Source organism: Butyrivibrio sp. TB, assembly GCF_900110805.1.
GTDB classification, from domain to species: Bacteria; Bacillota; Clostridia; order Lachnospirales; family Lachnospiraceae; genus Butyrivibrio; species Butyrivibrio fibrisolvens_C.
This window is the reverse complement of record NZ_FOER01000001.1, coordinates 70685-88979: the sequence shown is the minus strand read 5'-3', so window position 1 is coordinate 88979 and position 18295 is coordinate 70685. Positions and strand designations below refer to the sequence as shown.

17 protein-coding genes are annotated in these 18295 nt (G+C 40.0%); 5 read left to right on the top strand and 12 right to left on the bottom strand.

What is annotated here, in order from left to right:
• Positions 1 to 48 precede the first annotated feature (48 nt).
• The 3 genes from BMX21_RS00440 to BMX21_RS00430 all read right to left on the bottom strand — a co-directional run bounded on the left by BMX21_RS00440 (position 49) and on the right by BMX21_RS00430 (position 3846).
• Positions 49 to 1122: a carbohydrate ABC transporter permease gene (locus tag BMX21_RS00440; RefSeq protein WP_022754634.1), complete on the bottom strand. Its 1074-nt coding sequence runs from the start codon at positions 1120 to 1122 to the stop codon at positions 49 to 51.
• Positions 1119 to 2096 (bottom strand): carbohydrate ABC transporter permease, encoded by a 978-nt coding sequence (locus BMX21_RS00435; RefSeq protein ID WP_242952837.1) that lies wholly within the window; start codon positions 2094 to 2096, stop codon positions 1119 to 1121. The genes BMX21_RS00440 and BMX21_RS00435 overlap by 4 nt, the downstream gene beginning before the upstream one ends.
• Before the next feature lie 733 nt (positions 2097 to 2829).
• Complete coding sequence (locus tag BMX21_RS00430; protein ID WP_092039974.1) at positions 2830 to 3846, bottom strand: LacI family DNA-binding transcriptional regulator; 1017 nt, start codon at positions 3844 to 3846, stop codon at positions 2830 to 2832.
• 784 nt (positions 3847 to 4630) lie between these two features.
• On the opposite strand from BMX21_RS00430, the gene BMX21_RS00425 reads away from it, so the two are divergent.
• Both BMX21_RS00425 and dprA read left to right on the top strand, forming a co-directional pair.
• Positions 4631 to 6184, top strand: coding sequence for a YifB family Mg chelatase-like AAA ATPase (locus BMX21_RS00425; protein ID WP_092039971.1), 1554 nt, complete (start codon positions 4631 to 4633; stop codon positions 6182 to 6184).
• A gap of 131 nt (positions 6185 to 6315) precedes the next feature.
• Positions 6316 to 7461 carry a DNA-processing protein DprA gene (gene dprA / locus BMX21_RS00420; protein WP_177173871.1) on the top strand — a complete coding sequence of 382 codons (1146 nt, stop codon included), beginning with the start codon at positions 6316 to 6318 and terminating at the stop codon, positions 7459 to 7461.
• 153 nt (positions 7462 to 7614) lie between these two features.
• Here the strand turns inward: dprA and BMX21_RS00415 are convergent, their stop codons facing one another.
• From BMX21_RS00415 to BMX21_RS00390, 7 genes are all read right to left on the bottom strand, one after another.
• Positions 7615 to 8196 (bottom strand): hypothetical protein, encoded by a 582-nt coding sequence (locus tag BMX21_RS00415; protein WP_092039962.1) that lies wholly within the window; start codon positions 8194 to 8196, stop codon positions 7615 to 7617.
• A 193-nt stretch (positions 8197 to 8389) separates the two neighbouring features.
• The gene (locus BMX21_RS00410) at positions 8390 to 9451 is read right to left on the bottom strand and encodes a type IV pilus twitching motility protein PilT (protein ID WP_022756172.1); all 1062 of its coding nucleotides are present in this window, start codon (positions 9449 to 9451) and stop codon (positions 8390 to 8392) included.
• A gap of 173 nt (positions 9452 to 9624) precedes the next feature.
• On the bottom strand, positions 9625 to 9786 hold the full coding sequence (locus BMX21_RS19260; protein WP_177173870.1) for a hypothetical protein: 162 nt from the start codon (positions 9784 to 9786) through the stop codon (positions 9625 to 9627).
• Between the two features lie 69 nt (positions 9787 to 9855).
• Entirely contained in the window at positions 9856 to 10344 is a 489-nt protein-coding gene (locus BMX21_RS00405) for a glycoside hydrolase family 25 protein (RefSeq protein ID WP_092039957.1), read from the bottom strand.
• A gap of 137 nt (positions 10345 to 10481) precedes the next feature.
• A complete protein-coding gene (locus BMX21_RS00400) occupies positions 10482 to 11579 on the bottom strand; it encodes an SGNH/GDSL hydrolase family protein (protein ID WP_092039953.1) in 1098 nt (365 codons plus the stop codon).
• A 136-nt stretch (positions 11580 to 11715) separates the two neighbouring features.
• Positions 11716 to 12417 carry a DUF4230 domain-containing protein gene (locus BMX21_RS00395; RefSeq protein ID WP_177173869.1) on the bottom strand — a complete coding sequence of 234 codons (702 nt, stop codon included), beginning with the start codon at positions 12415 to 12417 and terminating at the stop codon, positions 11716 to 11718.
• A gap of 98 nt (positions 12418 to 12515) precedes the next feature.
• Positions 12516 to 13412: a hypothetical protein gene (locus BMX21_RS00390; protein ID WP_092039943.1), complete on the bottom strand. Its 897-nt coding sequence runs from the start codon at positions 13410 to 13412 to the stop codon at positions 12516 to 12518.
• Between the two features lie 433 nt (positions 13413 to 13845).
• Between BMX21_RS00390 and BMX21_RS00385 the strand changes: the two genes are divergently transcribed.
• Together BMX21_RS00385 and BMX21_RS00380 are read left to right on the top strand one after the other, a co-directional pair.
• Positions 13846 to 14691, top strand: a complete 846-nt coding sequence (locus BMX21_RS00385) for a PD-(D/E)XK nuclease family transposase (RefSeq protein ID WP_177173868.1) — start codon at positions 13846 to 13848, stop codon at positions 14689 to 14691.
• A gap of 6 nt (positions 14692 to 14697) precedes the next feature.
• Positions 14698 to 14880: a hypothetical protein gene (locus BMX21_RS00380; RefSeq protein ID WP_027217569.1), complete on the top strand. Its 183-nt coding sequence runs from the start codon at positions 14698 to 14700 to the stop codon at positions 14878 to 14880.
• Between the two features lie 99 nt (positions 14881 to 14979).
• Here the strand turns inward: BMX21_RS00380 and BMX21_RS00375 are convergent, their stop codons facing one another.
• On the bottom strand, positions 14980 to 15657 hold the full coding sequence (locus BMX21_RS00375; RefSeq protein ID WP_092039937.1) for a TIGR00266 family protein: 678 nt from the start codon (positions 15655 to 15657) through the stop codon (positions 14980 to 14982).
• Between the two features lie 172 nt (positions 15658 to 15829).
• Between BMX21_RS00375 and BMX21_RS00370 the strand changes: the two genes are divergently transcribed.
• On the top strand, positions 15830 to 16630 hold the full coding sequence (locus BMX21_RS00370; protein WP_092039933.1) for a hypothetical protein: 801 nt from the start codon (positions 15830 to 15832) through the stop codon (positions 16628 to 16630).
• Between the two features lie 236 nt (positions 16631 to 16866).
• On the opposite strand, the gene hemW is transcribed toward BMX21_RS00370, so the two are convergent.
• The gene (gene hemW, locus BMX21_RS00365) at positions 16867 to 18288 is read right to left on the bottom strand and encodes a radical SAM family heme chaperone HemW (protein ID WP_177173867.1); all 1422 of its coding nucleotides are present in this window, start codon (positions 18286 to 18288) and stop codon (positions 16867 to 16869) included.
• Between the last annotated feature and the right edge of the window lie 7 nt (positions 18289 to 18295).

Sequence of the window (18295 nt, the reverse complement as noted above, 5' to 3'; positions counted from 1 at the left end):
CCTTATTCTCAAAAGCTAAATATAATTCTTTTGTATTAGTTTCTTTTATCAGCCCTTTACACCGCCCTGATAAGTGATACCCTCTATCAGGTACTCTTCGCCGTACAAAAATACCAGCATCGGCAAAACCATATATATAACCGCTATCGCAAAAGCAAGTGATATCTCGCCAGAATTGATCTTGGACAAGAACACTGAAAGCGGGTGCAGATAATCATCTGAAAGCAAAATAATAGGCTGCTCAACCATATTCCAATAGTCAATAAATATTAGAATAGCTATAGATACTATTCCACCCTTGCAAAGTGGCATCGCTACATCTGTAAAGATGCTCCATTCATTGGCGCCGTCTATTCTGGCTGCTTCCAAGACAGATACCGGAATCCTTCGCATGAACTTGGTCAGCATATATACTGCAAAAGGCGAGAATATGCCCGGAAGCCATATAGACCATCTTGTATCCAGAATACCCAGATAGTCAGATACAAGGTAGTTAGGAACCAGCGTTACCTGATACGGCATCATCATAATGATAACGTATAAAAAGAAGATAACACCCTTGACCTTGCCGGTATATCTGGCAAATCCATATGAAGCCAGCGATGATACTGCAAGCTGGAACACAACGATAGGCACAACATATATAACCGAATTCCAGAACTTAAACAGATAGGCAGGGCTCTTAAACAAAGCCACATAATACTGAGACAAAGTTATGATATCCGGAATGAACTTAAGATTGACCGTCTTGGACACAAATACCTTGCCGCCCGTCTGCGTTGTCGCAAATATCGCACCATAGTTAGAACTTATCTCACTTGATGCCATGAAGGAATTGGTTATTGTAAGTACTATAGGAAGAAGGAATAATACTGCAAAAAAACCGCATATGATAGTCCCTATAGCAATCTTTATGATATCGATCCTCTTTTTTCTCTGATGATCCCTTATGAACTTCCTGTATAGAGCAAGCTCTTTTTTGATCTGATCTTTGGTGTAGGTCTTTTTCTCTTTGACAGGTTTTGGAGGCTTGGCACCTTCAATGTCCATCCACTTGTTCTGAGGAGCTCTCTCTACGATGCATTCTCTATATTCACTTGTAAGATCCTTGTGCCTTATCATGAGTTCTCCACATCCTTGCCAAAACGCTCTTCTATAGTAAACAAAGCTGCTACCAGTATTACCATTATCACCGACATCAGGATAGCTGCAGCAGACAGATCCTGATAGTCAAGATTTCGGAATTTATTATTCATATAATGCTGAAGTATGTACAACGAGTCATAGGGATAATCTCCCGTCATAAGGTATATCTCTCTGAATACCTTAAAAGAATTGATAAGCGACATCAGCGCCACAAATACAATAGTTGATGACAGATATCTAAGCTTGACATACCAAAAGGTCTGCCATGCATTGGCATTCTCAAGTCTTGCAACTTCAAGCTGATCTTCCGGAACACTTGAAAGAGCTGCCATAAACAATATCATGTTATATCCAAGATTCTTCCATAGAAAAAGAGCTATGATAACAATATGCGCCTGGTCTGATTTGAGCCAGTCAATCTTGTCTGCTCCGAATATACCCATCACCTGATTCACAAGACCATTGTAATGGAACAGAACTTGCCATATAAGTACGATTGATGCTATAGGAACCATCATAGGCGATAGGAACATGCTCCTGAATGCACTTCTGCCAGGTATCTTGTTCTCAAGTACAATTGCAAGAAGGAGCGATAAAACAACGGCCAAAGGAACCGCTATAGCAGAAAACTCTATCGTATGAAGCGCAGCCTTCTGAAAAGCGGAGTTGTTCATAACTCTGGTAAAATTCAAGGTCCCTACAAAGTTACACTTGGTGGGATTATCAACCAGAGAATAAAAAACTACGACTGCAAAAGGTGCACCAAAGAAAAGTACTACGCCAATAAGACTTGGTACTATAAACAAGAATGAAACAGCCATATCTTTAAGTCTTACAGGTAGATATTTAGGTTGTGATGGTGATTTTGTATGATTTTTAGAATTGATCTTTGCTGTTTTCTGACGTGCATTTGCAGACAATAGATCATTCAGCTTATCGATAGCTTTCAACTCGTCCCCTCTGCGATCGCAGCCAGTAACGCCGCAACCCCTTATGCCTTATAATAATAAGCCCATGTATACAAGCTTAAATACACTATACATAACCTCACTGAAAATTCGCTTAAAGAAATATCGATCTAGAAAAAACAATTATTATTGTAGGTTTTCGCCCATCCAAAACATATGCCTTCCCTTGTAGCTGAACCTGCATGGGCAGGTTATAAAGTATTATCGAGTCTTGAAGGAGTCATAAGATTCAGGGCATGATATCTGGATATTTATATTCCGGGGTCCGAAACTCACTTCGTTCAAACATGCGGCCCCCTAGCAGAATATAAATATCCATCTATCAAGCTCCTGAATCTAATAACTCCTTCAAAAGACTCGATAATACTTTATAAACTGCCCACGCAGGCTCAACTACAAGGGAAGGCATATGTTTTGAATGTTTAAAATTTCAATATCAATTATATATTAAATCCGGCAACATTTCTATAAGGTATAAAGGATATGAGGTAGATAAATGTATATTATTAGTATACATTTTCACTCACCGAGCATTTTATTTCCTATGAAGTAGTGCTTATACAAGAGACATATACTTGGCAAGTACGAAATCACAGTCTGAATACTACAAAGCCCACTTGTACGATGCAGCATTCTTGAAGGCTTCGCTGTGGTGGGAAGTATATAAATCATTGAAGTCTTCAAGGATACTGCATCTTCTAAGCAGGCTCCGAGCTCAATACTTCTCTACCATTCTGGTGCTTTCGCGGAGCATTACTTCGTAGGTTTTGAGCATGCGGTTGTGGACTTCTTCGGAATTTATTTTCTGCAGGAGGGTTCTGGCTGCTACTGCTCCAAGGTTTCTGTCGTTAAAGTCAAGAGATGTTATCGCAGGCACTGAGCCGCTTAGAAGTGTTGAGTTATAGAACGATGCAAGGCGGAGATCTTCTGCAATTCTTATATGCTCATTTTTGCATATATCGATAACCCTAAGAGCATAAGTGTCATCCATACAGATAAGACAGTCTATCTCAACTGTAAGTAGGTATGATAATATGTCAGAGATTCTTTTGTCAGTATTAACATCAAGGAATATGATCGAGGTATCAAGCGTAACCTTGGCATCATGAAAAGCTTTGACAAAGCCTCCGTACCTTGTCTTGGTTATGATATGATTGCTGGATCCTCCGATGAGAGCAATTCTCTTATGTCCTTGATGTATAAGTGCACTTGTAAGTTCTCTGCAGGCTTCAAAATGATCATTGTCTATCTGGGTCACTTCATCATCATCGCTGGAGCCTATGCATACAAAAGGTATACCTGAACTTTTTAAAAAGCGGGATGGCATGTCATTAACAAGAGTCCTTGTAAGGATGACTCCGTCTATTTTGCCTTCATCCACTATTCTTCTAAGATTCTCTATATGATCATTAACAATGAGAGATATCATGACATCATATCCCTCATCAGACATGACTTCTATAATGCCTTTAAGAACATTCTGAAAATACGGCATCTCGATAAGTTCATAATCACCTGACCAGGTCACTGCTATATTATGTGTCTTTTGGCTTTTAAAAGTTTTGCTGTCAGAACCATATGGTTTGTAATTGTACTTCTCCACATACTCATGTACTCTGTCAATTGTCTCTTTACTGATGCGTCCCTTACCTGATATAGCTCTTGATACGGTAGTCTTGGATACTCCCAGTGCATCTGCGATATCAGCAATCGTAAGTTTATCTCTGCCCATGAAAACCTCCCTTGATATAGTCCGGCGATGATGTATACTCGAAAGTTTTACATGGGGCACTTGATCCCCCGTAAAACTTTCGAGTATACATCACCGCCTTAACCGTTTTTTCAGTCGTTAACCAAAATATATAAGCGCAACAATTCAGCGCAATCCTTATAATATAACTATAGCGTAATGAAACAGCATATCACAAGGCTTATTAATGCCAAAAGTAAGCCGATCTGATAGATAAAAGTTCACAAAACAAAGTTGAAAATGCGCAATAATTGCGCAAAAAACGCTCCTATAGTTAATAACCTGCAGACTCCCACTCGCCAAATATACGCCGCGCCTTATGGATGCAGGAAAGCGGACAGTTAATAAAGTCTTTTCGCATTATTTTGAACGTGTTATTAAATTCAAGAGCGTGATAGATGCAGCTTTATATTCTTCTTGGGGTCCACATGTCTGAGCGCAGCGAGTTTGGACCCCTGAATATAAAGCTGCAGATATCATGCCTTGAATTAATAACACGTTCAATAATGCGAAAAGACTTTATTAACTGTCCGCTTTCCTGCAGACATAAGGCGCGGCGTATGTTTGGCAAGTACACCATTTTCACATTTTCAAAAAAAGCTTGCATCGCTTTTCTCAATATGATATATTTCTTTTCGTGCTAATCAGCACTTTTTTGTGAAAGTCATTTCACAGATGGTAATGTGGCTCTTGCCTATTCAAAGTTACCATTTAATTCCTGTTTTAGATTATGGAAGAAAGTTTTGAAAGGAGTCATTTTAAAGTTATGTTCAGTACAATTAAAGCTGGAGCCATTAATGGCATTCACAGCTATCTTATGCAGGTCGAAGTCGACGTATCAAACGGACTTCCGGCTTTCAATATGGTCGGTCTTCCAAGTACTGAAGTTCGTGAAGCGCAGGAACGAGTTAAAGTAGCGCTCAAAAATTCGGGGATCAAGATACCTGCGTCACGTATCACTATCAACTTCTCTCCTGCCGATGTCAGAAAAGAAGGCGTAAGCGTAGATCTTCCGGTAGCTATAGGAATCCTATGTTCACTTGGTGAGATAGATGAAAGCAAGCTGAAAGATACGCTTATCATAGGACAGCTGGGTCTTGACGGAGAAGTAAAAGGAATCAAAGGCGTATTACCGATTGTCAAAACAGCTATAGACAATGGCTGCAAGGCCTGCATCCTGCCAAAAGACAATGAAAAAGAAGGCGCCGTCCTTGGAAGCAGTATCAAGGTCATCGGAGTATCATCTCTTGCAGAATGCATCACATATCTAAGTTCCAAGGATAGTGAGAAGGATTGCCTGATCCCGCCAACTGTCGTAAATGTTGATGAACTCTTCCAAAAAGAGTCTGATAGATCCGACGTCGACTTTGCTGATATCAACGGGCAATCAGCATTAAAAAGAGCTATGGAAGTCGCAGCCGCAGGTTTTCACCATATTCTGATGGTAGGGCCTCCGGGATCGGGCAAGAGTATGATTGCAAAAAGGCTCCCAACTATTTTGCCACCGCTATCCAAAGAAGAAAGTCTTGAAGTATCTACGATCTATTCAGTTGCAGGTCTTCTTCCTGCAGGCAAAGCTCTTATCACAGAGCGTCCTTTTCAGTCTCCGCACCATTCGATCACGACTTCTGCTCTTGCAGGAGGAGGAAGAGTCCCACAGCCTGGCGTTATATCTCTGGCACACAGAGGAGTTCTTTTCCTTGATGAGATTGCAGAATTCTCAAGGACGACTCTCGACCTTCTAAGACAGCCTCTTGAAGATCAGGAAGTCCATATATCAAGAGCCGGTGGCAACTTCACATATCCTGCAAGCTTCATGCTTGTAGGTGCTATGAATCCCTGTCCTTGCGGCTACTATCCTGACCGGGGCAGATGCAAATGCAGCCAGAAAGATATCGTCCACTACTTATCTCACATATCAGGACCTATCCTCGACAGAATAGACATATGTATCGAAGCTCCCAAGATTGACTTTGCAGAACTGTCTACAGGAAGCAGCGCCAATGAAAAAAGCAGCACCATAAGAGAGAGGGTCATCAGAGCAAGAGATATACAAAAAGAGCGTTTTAAAGGTACTAACGTAAGATTCAACTCCGATATGTCACCTATAGATATCGCCAGATACTGCAAACTCGGTTTTAAAGAGCAGCGCATGCTTGAGAAGCTATACAGGCAGCTCGGTCTCTCAGCCCGTTCCTATCACAGGATCATAAAGCTTTCAAGAACCATCGCAGATCTTGAAGGAAGTGACCAGATAAAGGACGTACATATTGCAGAAGCTGCCTGCTATAAGATGGCGGATCAGAAGTACTGGAGCTGACTATATCTCAAAGCACAGCCCAATGTTTCATATGATTCAAACATGATGCAGGGTTCTAAATGAACTTTTGGCACCAGACTCATGATATGTCATAAATGTCAGATAAAACTACCAAAGGGATAATTAAAATTATGATAACAAAAATGACTGATAAAGAGCTGGTGGATCACTATATGCTAAATGCCATCAATGGCCTTGGTAAAAGAAAAATCCACGCTCTCTTACAAGAATACAAAAGCGCCTCTGATATCCTCTCTATATCAGATAAGGAAGCTGACAAAATCTTTGGACCCAAGACAGCCGAAAGCTTTAAATATGCCAAGTCTCACTGGGACAAAGAAAAAGAATATAACAAAATGCTAGACTTAGGGATTCGTATAATACCCTATGATGATGAAAGCTTCCCGAATAAACTTAGAACTATTCCGGATCCGCCATCCTGCATTTATGTAAAAGGAAAACTTCCTGATGATAACCTCCCATCTGTATCTATAGTCGGCGCCAGGATGTGCAGTGAGTATGGCCGATATGTTGCCAGACAGTTCGGTCTTGAACTTGCTCAGGCAGGAATTCAGATAATAAGCGGTATGGCTATGGGAGTAGATGGTATAAGCCAAAAAGCTGCCCTAAGATCAGGCCATCCTTCCTACGGCGTTCTTGGATGCAGTCCTGAGTTCTGCTATCCTGACACCAATCAGGATATATATGATATGCTCTGTAAAAATGGCGGAATCATCTCTGAATACATGCCTGGCACAATGCCTCAGGCGCGCCTTTTCCCTCAGAGAAATCGCATAATCTCAGGTCTTTCAGACATCGTCCTGGTAATAGAAGCAAGGAAGAAATCCGGAACCCAGATAACTGTTGATATGGCTCTCGAACAAGGCAAAGAGATATTTGCAGTCCCCGGACGCATAACCGACAGGCTCTCTGACGGCTGCAACGATCTTATAAGACAGGGAGCCGGCATTGCTCTTGCTCCTGAAGATATCATCTCCTGCTTCACTGGTTCAATACAGGAAAGCGGAATCTGCGAACATACAGGTTCTAGCAGGTCATCAGAATCCAATGTAAGATATCAGAGCCTATCACCTTTGGAAAAATCAGTACTTGATGCAATGGATATCTATCCGATATCAGCATCAGAGATAGCTGAAAAGCTTGAAAAAGACAATATAAAAGAGCCTGTCAGTGTAATACTGCAGACTCTTACTATGATGCAAATTAGTGGTCTTATAGAAAACCAAGGTTCTTACTATATCAAAAAGATCAAATAAATCCATATTATATATAGTTTTTACACTAAAAAACTATCGTATAAAGATATAATAGAACCTTATCATATATAGATAAAACCAAATCAAATAAAAAGCAAAAGACAAATATATTGCAACAAAATGTCTTTATAAAACTTTCAAAGCTATCTTGCATCAATGCTCATCTTTACGCGTACTGATAACATTGCCGCAATACTCGCACTTAACAATTGTATTGTCAGGAAGTGATCTGGTTGCGCGGCATCCATTGCAGGTAACTGTCCTGTAACCTGCATCAGAATATTTTCTGATCCTGTCAGGAAAAGAAACACGGCCCGAAGCATCATCTATTATGATATTGCCAAAATATCCTCGGTCAGTATATCTGTGAATCCTATCCAGAGTCTCATCATAGGGTTCATGGGTACTGTCCGCAAGTCTTCTGACAGATCCTGTTTCATCCTGCTGAAGGAAGCTTACATACTTTCTAAAATGGCGGATGCTGCACAGATGATGCGATCCGGATCCAATCCCCCAAAATCCAAGTAGTACTGCCAATATCACCACAAGACTCTCAAGGATCATTCCGGAAAAGGTATACTGCCCCCATTTATATACGACATCACAGATAATATTAACAATCCCATAAATGCATAACACAGAACCTGTTGCTATTTCAAACCTTCCGACTCGCTCCATCAATAGAACGCGTGCACCTGACGCGCCATGTTTTACTACCCCAATCCTACTTTCCATATATCCTCCCATGATATGTGATAGCCCCAAATGCTACTATATCACTTGCAATTCTACACATAGTGTACTAAAAACACAATTGACTTAATTGCTTGCCTACAAATATATCTACGTCTGTCTTAAAATCCTATGATGATCTCTCACAAAAATATATATATCAATTATATACTCGAAAGCATTATTAGTATATACACTAATGAAACATTTTCATCTGCATTGTATCAGGATCCTGCGCAAACTGTATCGCCATCTCCCTTGATATGCTCCTACTTTGATACAGCTGTATTATCGCTTCATCCATAGTTATCATTCCAAGCTTTCTATTGGTCTGCATGACAGTGATAAGCTGATGAGTCTTGCCCTCACGGATCATATTACGAACCGCGCTGTTAACATGCATGACTTCGAATGCCGCAACACGCCCATTTCCATCTGCAGTAGGTATAAGCTGCTGAGATATAACCGCTTCAAGTACGTTGGCAAGCTGTATCCTTACCTGTTGCTGCTGATGAGGTGTGAATACATCAATAATACGATCCACAGTTGTAGCAGCACCTATAGTATGCAGTGTTGACAGGACGAGATGTCCTGTTTCTGCTGCTGTGATCGCAGTCTGAATAGTCTCAAGATCTCTCATCTCACCAACAAGTATTACGTCAGGATCTTCTCTAAGAGCAGCTCTAAGTGCTGCCGCATACGAATCCGAATCAAGTCCTATCTCTCTTTGGTTAACAATAGATTTACTATGGTGATACAGATATTCGATAGGATCTTCAAGAGTTATAACATGAGCCTCTCTGTTTTTGTTAATAAGATCGATTATCGAAGCCAGAGTCGTGGATTTACCTGACCCTGTAGGACCCGTAACAAGGATAAGACCTCTTTTCCTCTGGTACAGATCTATGACTGAAGGCGGTATACCCAGAGTCTCTGCAGGCGGGACCTCTGTTGCAACAAGTCTTAGCGCCAGTGCAACAGATCCTCTTTGCTTGAATACGTTAACACGGAATCGTCCGATACCGGCTATAGAGAAAGACATATCATGCTGTCCATGCTCTTCAAGCGACTCCTTCTGCCTGTCATTCATTATAGAATCGGCAATCGCCTGAGTATCCGGAGGCAACATCCTACCATAGCTATCAAGCGAAATAAGTTGCCCATTAACACGCATCTTGGGCGGAATACCAACAGTGATATGAACGTCAGATGCATTAGCCTCTTTGGCTGTCATAAGAATCTCACGAATATCTGCCATAAAACTTACCTCGCTTTGGGATGCATTTCTATGTACTATGTCCGAAAAAATGTAATTATATTTTACTACATTTGGTGATATTAGTGCAATTTTATAAATAATAATTGAACAAATACCGTTTGGACAGTGTCGTATACATAATGACATCACAGAGCAAGTCTATTAATTAGTAACTAAAACTTCCCAAGTCGTATCTTCGAAAGATCGCCTTGTTTTATCACATCACGATCTATATACTTCTCCTGTCCAGAGTATCCGTCCATTACAGCCCTGTCTGTATACTGCCAGATCACAAAATCCTGTAATGGATAAAAATATACATTTCGTATCCACATAGGCGCATCAAGATCAGCGCCATTTAGATATTTGATGTAAAAGCTCTGAGTTGTGTAGATGACAGGCTTTTACCCGAACTCTTCTTCCATCAGCGATATCATCTTGGTAAGAGTGTCAAGAACCTTGGTTTTATCCGGAGGATTGTCTCTCATATCCCCGTACCACTCAATATCAATTGCAGGAACAAGATCCATCTCGAAAGAGCCAACTGCTGCCATAAAATTCTCCATCTGAGTTTCAGGTGCGCTCTCAAGACTTAGAAAATGATAAAAGCCATATATGATCCCTGATTCCCTGACGCCCTGATAATTAGCATCAAGACGTGTATCCACATGACTGCTTCCTTCAGTAGCTTTAATATAGGCAAAAGAGATCCCCTGATCTTTCAGAACTTCCCAGTCTATATCTCCCTGAAAGTGCGATACATCAACGCCCTGAAGCTCATAATAAGATGCAATAAATGTTGCCACTTTCTGACTCCATAAAAGCTTAACAAAACCTGCTATTAAAAGTGCCATGACAACAAGCACCGCTATAATCTTTATAATTCTTTTCATAAATACTCCCGCATATAAACAAATTCTAAACGTTCTTGAACAAAAAAGTTCAAGAATTCATGCCACATAAAACAAAGCTGATTATAAAGTTCACTACTTTCATTATGTGCTATTTTGCTCATACCCTGCGGGGCGTATCATAAGCCTCTAATAAAATCGCTAAGCTCCCTAGCTGCAACTTCATGAGAAGCTGCTGATGGATGCCAGTCAGCTCCGTAGCCATATTTCTCAAAATCCTGTGGTGTCAGTCGCACTGAATAGACTTTGTCAAATCCGCTCTTTTCCTTAAATGCAGCTACAGCTTCTGCTTCGGTATTATAGAGCCTGTCTCCCATAAGGCCGAAAGCTGCAACTATCTTGGACTCAGGATTAAGGCTGTGGACCTTTTCAAGAAACTCAACATAAGCCTTGTAAAAAGCCTGTCTCTTATCTTCATCATCCTGAATATAGCTGTCATCATTGGTTCCAAGGTTGATCACGATGATATCAGGCTTTCTCTCAGCCTCAAAATCCCACTTCCTCTCCTCCATCTTAAGGCCTCTGAAGGTATTGTATGAATAAGCAAATATATCGTAATAGGGCTGGATCAGCTCTTCAAGTTTTGGCACATTAGGATCAGGTGTATATCCAGAGATAAGGCCATGTCCACTGTATGAAACCATACTGTAATCAGCGCCGAGCTTATCTGCAGTCTTATAAGAAAAGGCCTTATAAACATTCTCTGTCCCTGTTGAAAATGTATGACGCTCATCTGGAACATCTATACCATATCCGCAGGTGATAGAATCTCCTATAAATTCAATATAAGTATCCTTTAAAGGAGTCGGCTCAGCCGGTCCATAAGCAAGTATCTCTATCTCTCCCAGTCCTACCGTAGACATTCTAGGCTCTGAAAGCTTTAAGATTCTTACCACATGCTCTGCTGCCGGGATACTGTCATCAGTGCCGCATACTTCAAATATTTCTTTTGGCTTTTTGATCACAGTATCAAGCTGCGTAATGCCATCTACGATAACTGCAACTCTTGCCTGATCGCGCCAGGGCTGCGGAACACCTTCATCTGCATTAGTTGTGGAATCGCCCAGAAAAGTCACTGTAAGTTTTGTTCCGGTATATTTGAATTCCACTCCTGATCCTGAAAGACTTAAAACCCTGCAATCATCAAACATGATAGTCCTTCCAAGTGGCTTTACATATTCATTTGTTGGTAAAAAACTGTATTCCTTTAGTTCCATGATAATCCTCGCTTATATTTATTTAACTTAAACCTCGCACTTGCCAAACATACGCCAACCTCTATGTTTGGCAAGTGCGAAGCTTGAATAACTGACTTATTTATTGAAAAGACCCGCCAAAACCGGCGGATCCTTCTTATCTAAATTCAATCTTAAGCTCATAATCCCCATCTACTGCCTGGACTACAGGATAATAGATATCGTACACTGCATCCAGCGCAAGATCATCTGCCTGCTGCCCATTAACAACAGTATCGAACTTCTCCACAAGCCTTCTTCTAAGCTCCGACTCAATATCTATATAGTCCTCTACAGTCAGCTTAATGTCTCCTATGGTAAAAAATCCGCTGGTCTGATTACCAATCTCCACCTCATCCGGATTTATATCAATAGTATCAAGCTGCGGATGTGGGATCTTGATAGTAAGTATCTTATTCTCTTGATCATCAATTATATCACCCTGCGCTATTTGATCCAGCTCCACTACGAAACTTCCTTTCCCTGTATACTTGACTGTAAGAGTTTTTGTCGTCTGATCCCAGTCAATTCCCCAGAGTTTATCCGTGATCGTATAACTGACTTCACCGCTTTGCTCATATACAACAAGCTTTCTCGTCTCTTCAGGCTTTGATAATATCACTTCAGAAAAAGAAACTGTTACGCTGCTGTCACTAAGCTGTATAGTATCAGGATCTATATAATTAACGCCGTCGTTGTATTTTTGGTAAGCCCTACCACTGCCATTTCTAAATATTATTGCCACAATCACAGCTCCTATTATAAAAGCTGCGCTTATTAGCCAAATAACAAGCTTTTTTATATCTATCCTATTCTTCATGTTCCACGCATCTCCTTTTGTATCTCCTGCATAGAAAAGATAATTCACATTTGATTTAAGTAAGGCCCGAATCATAATAATTTTTGACCTTACGTCATTTATATCTGGTTGCTATTATCTTCCGGCTCGCCTTTTTCATTGCAAACTGCGCTGATCTTTTTAATAGCCTTCATATCGTCTTTGGTCAGACTATACCCTTTATCTCTAAAACTTTCGAATAAGAATAGCTGATTCATAAACCACAGCATTAGAAGGAAAGTCACAAACGGTACTACCAGATAAGCAAGCATCATGATCGCAATAGTATTGATGAACTTCTGAATGATGCCCTTATAATAATTAAACAGATCCGTCACACCTTCAATTGCCGAATCAAATACACTTGAAACAGTTTCATAAAAGCTCTTGTCCGAAAAAGAGCTTTCCGATATCTCTTCTATCTTGTCGGAGCCGTCCTGTGCCTGTGTTACAGTCTCATTGACATAATCCAAGGAAGAACTGCACAGCCATTTGGATACGCTTGTTCCAAGAGGAACTGCCAATATGATAACAATTGCAAATGCCAGAATCTTATATGCAATTGTTCTGATTATCTTCTTATGAGAAATATAATATACGATAAGTAATATAATACCTGCAGGAATTATAAACCTGAAAATAAAGGGAACTCCAACCGTGATCAAAAGTTTCTCAAACAGGATCATTCCAAGTAGGATCACGAAATATGTACTCATATCTGCCAAAGTGTCCGCAAGAGGCGAAGCATAATCATCCGGCAGGAATGTTATGGCAACCGACACTCCAAGCGTAGCTCCAGTAACCGCCATTACTACCTCTTGCGAATCATCAAGTGACTCAATGGACCTGGTAAAAAGTGAGCACTTCGAAACCACAGATGATGCCACAAATATTGATAACGCCATAATAAATACTAATATTGAAACCTTAAGAACCAGATACGGACTTATCTTTTGTATTTTTTCCAGAACATGCATGATAGTACCTCCAAACAAATAGGCATATATCTATATATCTATTATATCAAAAATAAGTCAAAGATAAGGATCAAGTGTCTTATTTATCAAGTCACTTGATTACAACCTTTGACTCATTCTGTATTTGTCTGCAATCATCAATTTATCTATCTGTTATCCAGCATACTATGAAAATGAACAAATAAAACTATATGCAAAGAACATATTTTATGCTATTATTTCTTTTGTGCTCGTTTCTAGAGCGCTTATATTCAACAGCCATTTAGCTGTCAAGGCGATTTCTCGCCAAATGATTTCCACTGATACTTGCGCAAGTACTTAGGAAACACAATTTATGTAAGAAAGGATTCTATTTATGTCACAAAATCAAATGTCCTCAGTTCCAGAAACTATACATATTACTGAGGAGCAAGCCAGAAAGGACATTCAGTCTTTGAATCTCATTAATGGCTTTCTTTTTGACAGTGTTCTTGTTGATGAAGAAGACGCTAAGATTGTAATCGGGTATATACTCAGTACTACTTACAATCGCAAAGTTGAAGTGGAATCAGTAACTTCACAAAAAGTCTTTCAGGCAACAGACACCAAGTATCACAGTATACGTCTTGATGCCTATGTTAAGACCTCAGAAGACAAGTCATCACTTAATGCAACAATCTACGATATTGAAATGGAGGACAGATCTTCAGACAAAGCAGACTTACCAAAAAGACTCCGTTATTATAACGCTCTTCATGACACTAAGTTTCTGGGAGCCTCCACAAATTACGGAACATTACCTGAATATGTTTCAATCACGATATCTTCATATGATCCGTTTAGCGCCGGAGATATGTACTATGAGGCCAACACAACACTTACTACACATCCCAAAATAGCATATAAGGATGGTATCACACACATCTTCCTGTATTGCAAAGGAGTTCCCAACATCAAGGAATCTGCTCATAGCAAAAAAATGGCCGAAATGCTAAAATATATATTGTCAGGAGAAAAGCCGATTTCTCCTGATCAAGGCATAGAAGATGTCGATAAAATTGTTTCCAAGGTAAAATCCCTTCCGGAGGTAACCAAGAAGTATATGAAACAGTGGGATAGAGAGCAAACGATTCAGCGCGAAGCATATAGCAATGGTGAAAAAAATGGTATACAAAACATAACCGTTCTATTTTCTTGGCTTTTTGATAATGGTCGTGGCGCTGATGTAGAAAAAGCATCCAAAGATTCTGAGTATCTTTCTGAATTATTTGAAGAATACGATAATTGTCATAAGGAGTAATTGAATATGTTCTCAAAAGAGCTACAACTCATGGATCGTAATACCGCCAAATACATGATTGATGAACTTCAGGAACAATTAGACACAGCAAATTCCACGATAAGAGAAAAAGAGGCTGCCCTTTCCGAAAAAGACGCCATTATCGCAAGACTTCAAGCTGAATTAGAAGCCCAAAAGAGCAAGAACTGACTTGTATAAAAAGAGCAAGAACTGACTTGTATAATTAAAGCTCAGCCCTTAGAAATAAGAGCTGAGCTTTTGATTTGATCATTTGTTTTTGTTGCCTATTTACTTTCCACTTGGATGAGGCATGTACTGATACAGGCTCATTGCAAGTGCATTGATCGGCATGGTCTGAAGCCATACCTTGCCGGGACCTGTTACTACTGTGTTGAACAGGCCTTCACCGCCTAAGATGACATTGGCAAAACCTTTCACAGTCTCAATCTGCATACTGCATGTTGCTTCCATAGCTGCAACATATCCGCTATCTACTATTATTGACTGTCCCGGAGCAAGGACCCTTTCCTGAACTGCGCCATCGATCTCAAGGAAGGCATAACCTGTGCCTGTATATTTCTGCATCAGGAATCCTTCACCTCCGAAGAATCCGGCTCCAACTTTGTGCTGAAGGAATATGTCCATATTTACAGACTCTGTAGAAGCAAGAAATGATGTCTTCTGAGCAATGATGGGAGCTTGTCCTATATCAAAAGCAAGGATATCTCCTGGGCTGTGCTTGGCAAGCGTGAGCTCGCCGGGCTGCTCTGCAATATAATGATTAAGCGCGATAGACTCTCCTACAAGTGCCTTTTTGAAAATACCACCAATACCACCTGTCTTGGTTTCCATTCTGATACCGCGACTCATCCATGCCATAGCACCGCTTTGGCATTTGATTGCTTCGCCAGCATTCATAGAAAGTGATAATACTGTAAATGGCTGACTCATTATCTGATACTGCATATCAATACCTCCATAGAAATAACGATCGCGACAATTATATTATATCGTTTATATAGATTATTTACTACGACTATTTTCATTTAAATATCAACTTGTATATGTTTTACCGTCAACTTATAATATACATACGGAGACAAAAACTATATTGCTCATCTACAAAGTGAGGTTTACTATGAAAAAGCAAATAATTATCAAATCCCTGCTACTAACCATAAGCTTAGGTGCTGTAATGACAACTTACGGATGTAGCAATACTGCCAAAGATACTACTGAAAATGCAGAAACTACAGATACCGAAACTTCACAGGCAAGCAATGCTAATGACAGTTCTAACGCCGATGTTGATTCTGAGTCTGATGTAACTGATCAAGAAGCATCAACTACCGAAGTGAGTGATGACGTTTCCGAAGATTCTACAGGTGACAAAGCCGATCCCCAGGCTATCTACCAGCAGTTTTTAGATAATGAACTTGAATTTAACGGACAGCTTTTTTCAGATAGGTACACTTATCTTAAAGAAGACTTCGAGCTGACTCCTGCCGGATATTACTATGACGTTGATGAAGACGGTGAAGATGAGCTTCTTATCTCAACCTTTTATTATGGCTTCGATATATATGATGTCAGAGATGGTGAACTCGTCCTTCTTGATTACGGAGATGGAACTGCTGATGCATGTTCAGTCTTTACCGGTGAAGGCCACACCTATGTAGCCCATAGCGACTTCCTCCATGCCGGAAGACAGGTTCTTACCCTTATAAGATATGATGAAAATGGTGATGTAGTTGAGCTTATCTCACTTTCTGCCTTCTATGAAGATTCTGAAAGTGATACTTATGATGAAAACGCTCAGTTCTCATATAATGATACTGCTATAACTATGGCAGAATACGAAGAATATATGAATTTGTACCAGGCAGCCCCTGTTGAAGATATGAGAGCCGCAGAAATAGATGAATCTTTATTTGAATGAGGCTGCTGAATGTTATTGCCATAGAACGCCATAGACGTATAACAGGTTCATCTGCATATACGATGACCGGATGAAATATAAGCCCTGCGCTAATTGCTATTGTCAGTATCTTTGTCAAAAAACTCTTTTTCATCTTCCAACCACCTCGCAATTATTGAAACCCATATGTTTTGAAAAAATACACATAAAAAATACAGTGGAAATCCTTAGCAATTTCCACTGTATATACCAAAAGTTTAATCGTCCAGTAAAAGCTCTGATAAGACAGCATTACTGACTTCAAGACCTTTTTCTGTAAGTTTTATATAGCCATCATAAGTTTTTACAAGACCTTCCTTGGTCAGCTTATCAAGCGTATTTCCATACACCGCATCAATCGGTCTTCCAAATTTGCGTTCAAAATCCGAAACAGATACGCCTTCATCCATTCTAAGCCCCAGGAACATAGTTTCTTCCATGCAGGCTTTGATGCTTAGCTTATCATGCTCTAGCAATGGCCTTGTACTGTATTTGGATGATATTTTTATTTCAGCAGCATCGGTATTATCTGTATCATCATTATCTGTATCAGTATTATCCGTATCATCTGAGGGAAGATAACATATATCTATACCCTCCCAATATTTACAATAGATATTAATATCATCTGTATTGGTAAAGCGCTCATCATCTACCATACCTGCAGCTCCAATGCCAAATCCCAGATAATCCGCCCTCTTCCAGTATGCCTTGTTGTGATAACATTCGTAGTCACCATCATCTCTTGCATAGTTAGACACTTCGTATCTGTGATATCCGTTTTGGGTAAGAATATCTATTGTTTCTTCGTACATCTTGCGCTCTTCTTCTTCCGTGGGGAGAGGCTTTACCAAACGCACTTTACCAATTTCTTTTCCCTCTGCTTCTTTATCATCCTCACAAGGGTTCTTTAGTACAACGCCTTCTTTAACAAGCTCATCTTCTATGTCATACCGATCTCTATCTATTACGTCCTTATACTTGTCATAAAAAGGCGTACCCTCTTCAATGATAAGGCTATAGGCTGATATATGCTCAGGTCTAAGCTCTATGATCCCTTTAAGGGTATCTGTATAAGACCTAACGCTCTGCCCGGGGAGAGCACTCATAAGGTCAACGTTTATATTATCAAAACCTGCTTCTCTGGCAGCACTAAAAGTCTCATAGAAGGTCTTTGCATCATGTATCCTTCCAAGTTCCTTTAGTTCGTCATCATTTAGAGACTGGCAACCGATGCTGAGCCTGTTTATCCCTGCTTTTTTATATACAGAAAAGCTTTCAGGCGTGGCAGTACCTGGATTCATCTCCATAGTGATCTCTGCGTCTACAGCCACGTCATAGTTTCTTCTTACAGTATCAAGGATCTTTACTATCCATTTAGGATCTACCGATGACGGTGTGCCTCCTCCAAGGAATATACTTTTTATATATGGTGCATATCCCTTGTCTTGCAGCCATGCTGCGCCTCTTTCTATCTCCTTTATAAGAGCTTCCAGATATCTTGTCTGAACATCTATAGCCGCAGGAAAAGACAGAAAGTCACAATAATTGCACTTCCTGACGCAAAAAGGTATATGTATATAAATTGAAATATTTTTATTATTATCAGTATTTAGATCTTGCTTTATATTATCGTCCATATCTAAC

Excerpts from the sequence above, each read along its gene's own strand:
- BMX21_RS00440 (WP_022754634.1), bottom strand. The coding sequence starts at position 1,122 with ATGATAAGGCACAAGGATCTTACAAGTGAATATAGAGAATGCATCGTA.
- BMX21_RS00430 (WP_092039974.1), bottom strand. The coding sequence starts at position 3,846 with ATGGGCAGAGATAAACTTACGATTGCTGATATCGCAGATGCACTGGGA.
- BMX21_RS00425 (WP_092039971.1), top strand. The coding sequence starts at position 4,631 with ATGTTCAGTACAATTAAAGCTGGAGCCATTAATGGCATTCACAGCTAT.
- dprA (WP_177173871.1), top strand. The coding sequence starts at position 6,316 with ATGATAACAAAAATGACTGATAAAGAGCTGGTGGATCACTATATGCTA.
- BMX21_RS00415 (WP_092039962.1), bottom strand. The coding sequence starts at position 8,196 with ATGGAAAGTAGGATTGGGGTAGTAAAACATGGCGCGTCAGGTGCACGC.
- BMX21_RS00410 (WP_022756172.1), bottom strand. The coding sequence starts at position 9,451 with ATGGCAGATATTCGTGAGATTCTTATGACAGCCAAAGAGGCTAATGCA.
- BMX21_RS19260 (WP_177173870.1), bottom strand. The coding sequence starts at position 9,786 with ATGTGGATACGAAATGTATATTTTTATCCATTACAGGATTTTGTGATC.
- BMX21_RS00405 (WP_092039957.1), bottom strand. The coding sequence starts at position 10,344 with ATGAAAAGAATTATAAAGATTATAGCGGTGCTTGTTGTCATGGCACTT.
- BMX21_RS00400 (WP_092039953.1), bottom strand. The coding sequence starts at position 11,579 with ATGGAACTAAAGGAATACAGTTTTTTACCAACAAATGAATATGTAAAG.
- BMX21_RS00395 (WP_177173869.1), bottom strand. The coding sequence starts at position 12,417 with ATGAAGAATAGGATAGATATAAAAAAGCTTGTTATTTGGCTAATAAGC.
- BMX21_RS00390 (WP_092039943.1), bottom strand. The coding sequence starts at position 13,412 with ATGCATGTTCTGGAAAAAATACAAAAGATAAGTCCGTATCTGGTTCTT.
- BMX21_RS00380 (WP_027217569.1), top strand. The coding sequence starts at position 14,698 with ATGTTCTCAAAAGAGCTACAACTCATGGATCGTAATACCGCCAAATAC.
- BMX21_RS00375 (WP_092039937.1), bottom strand. The coding sequence starts at position 15,657 with ATGCAGTATCAGATAATGAGTCAGCCATTTACAGTATTATCACTTTCT.
- BMX21_RS00370 (WP_092039933.1), top strand. The coding sequence starts at position 15,830 with ATGAAAAAGCAAATAATTATCAAATCCCTGCTACTAACCATAAGCTTA.
- hemW (WP_177173867.1), bottom strand. The coding sequence starts at position 18,288 with ATGGACGATAATATAAAGCAAGATCTAAATACTGATAATAATAAAAAT.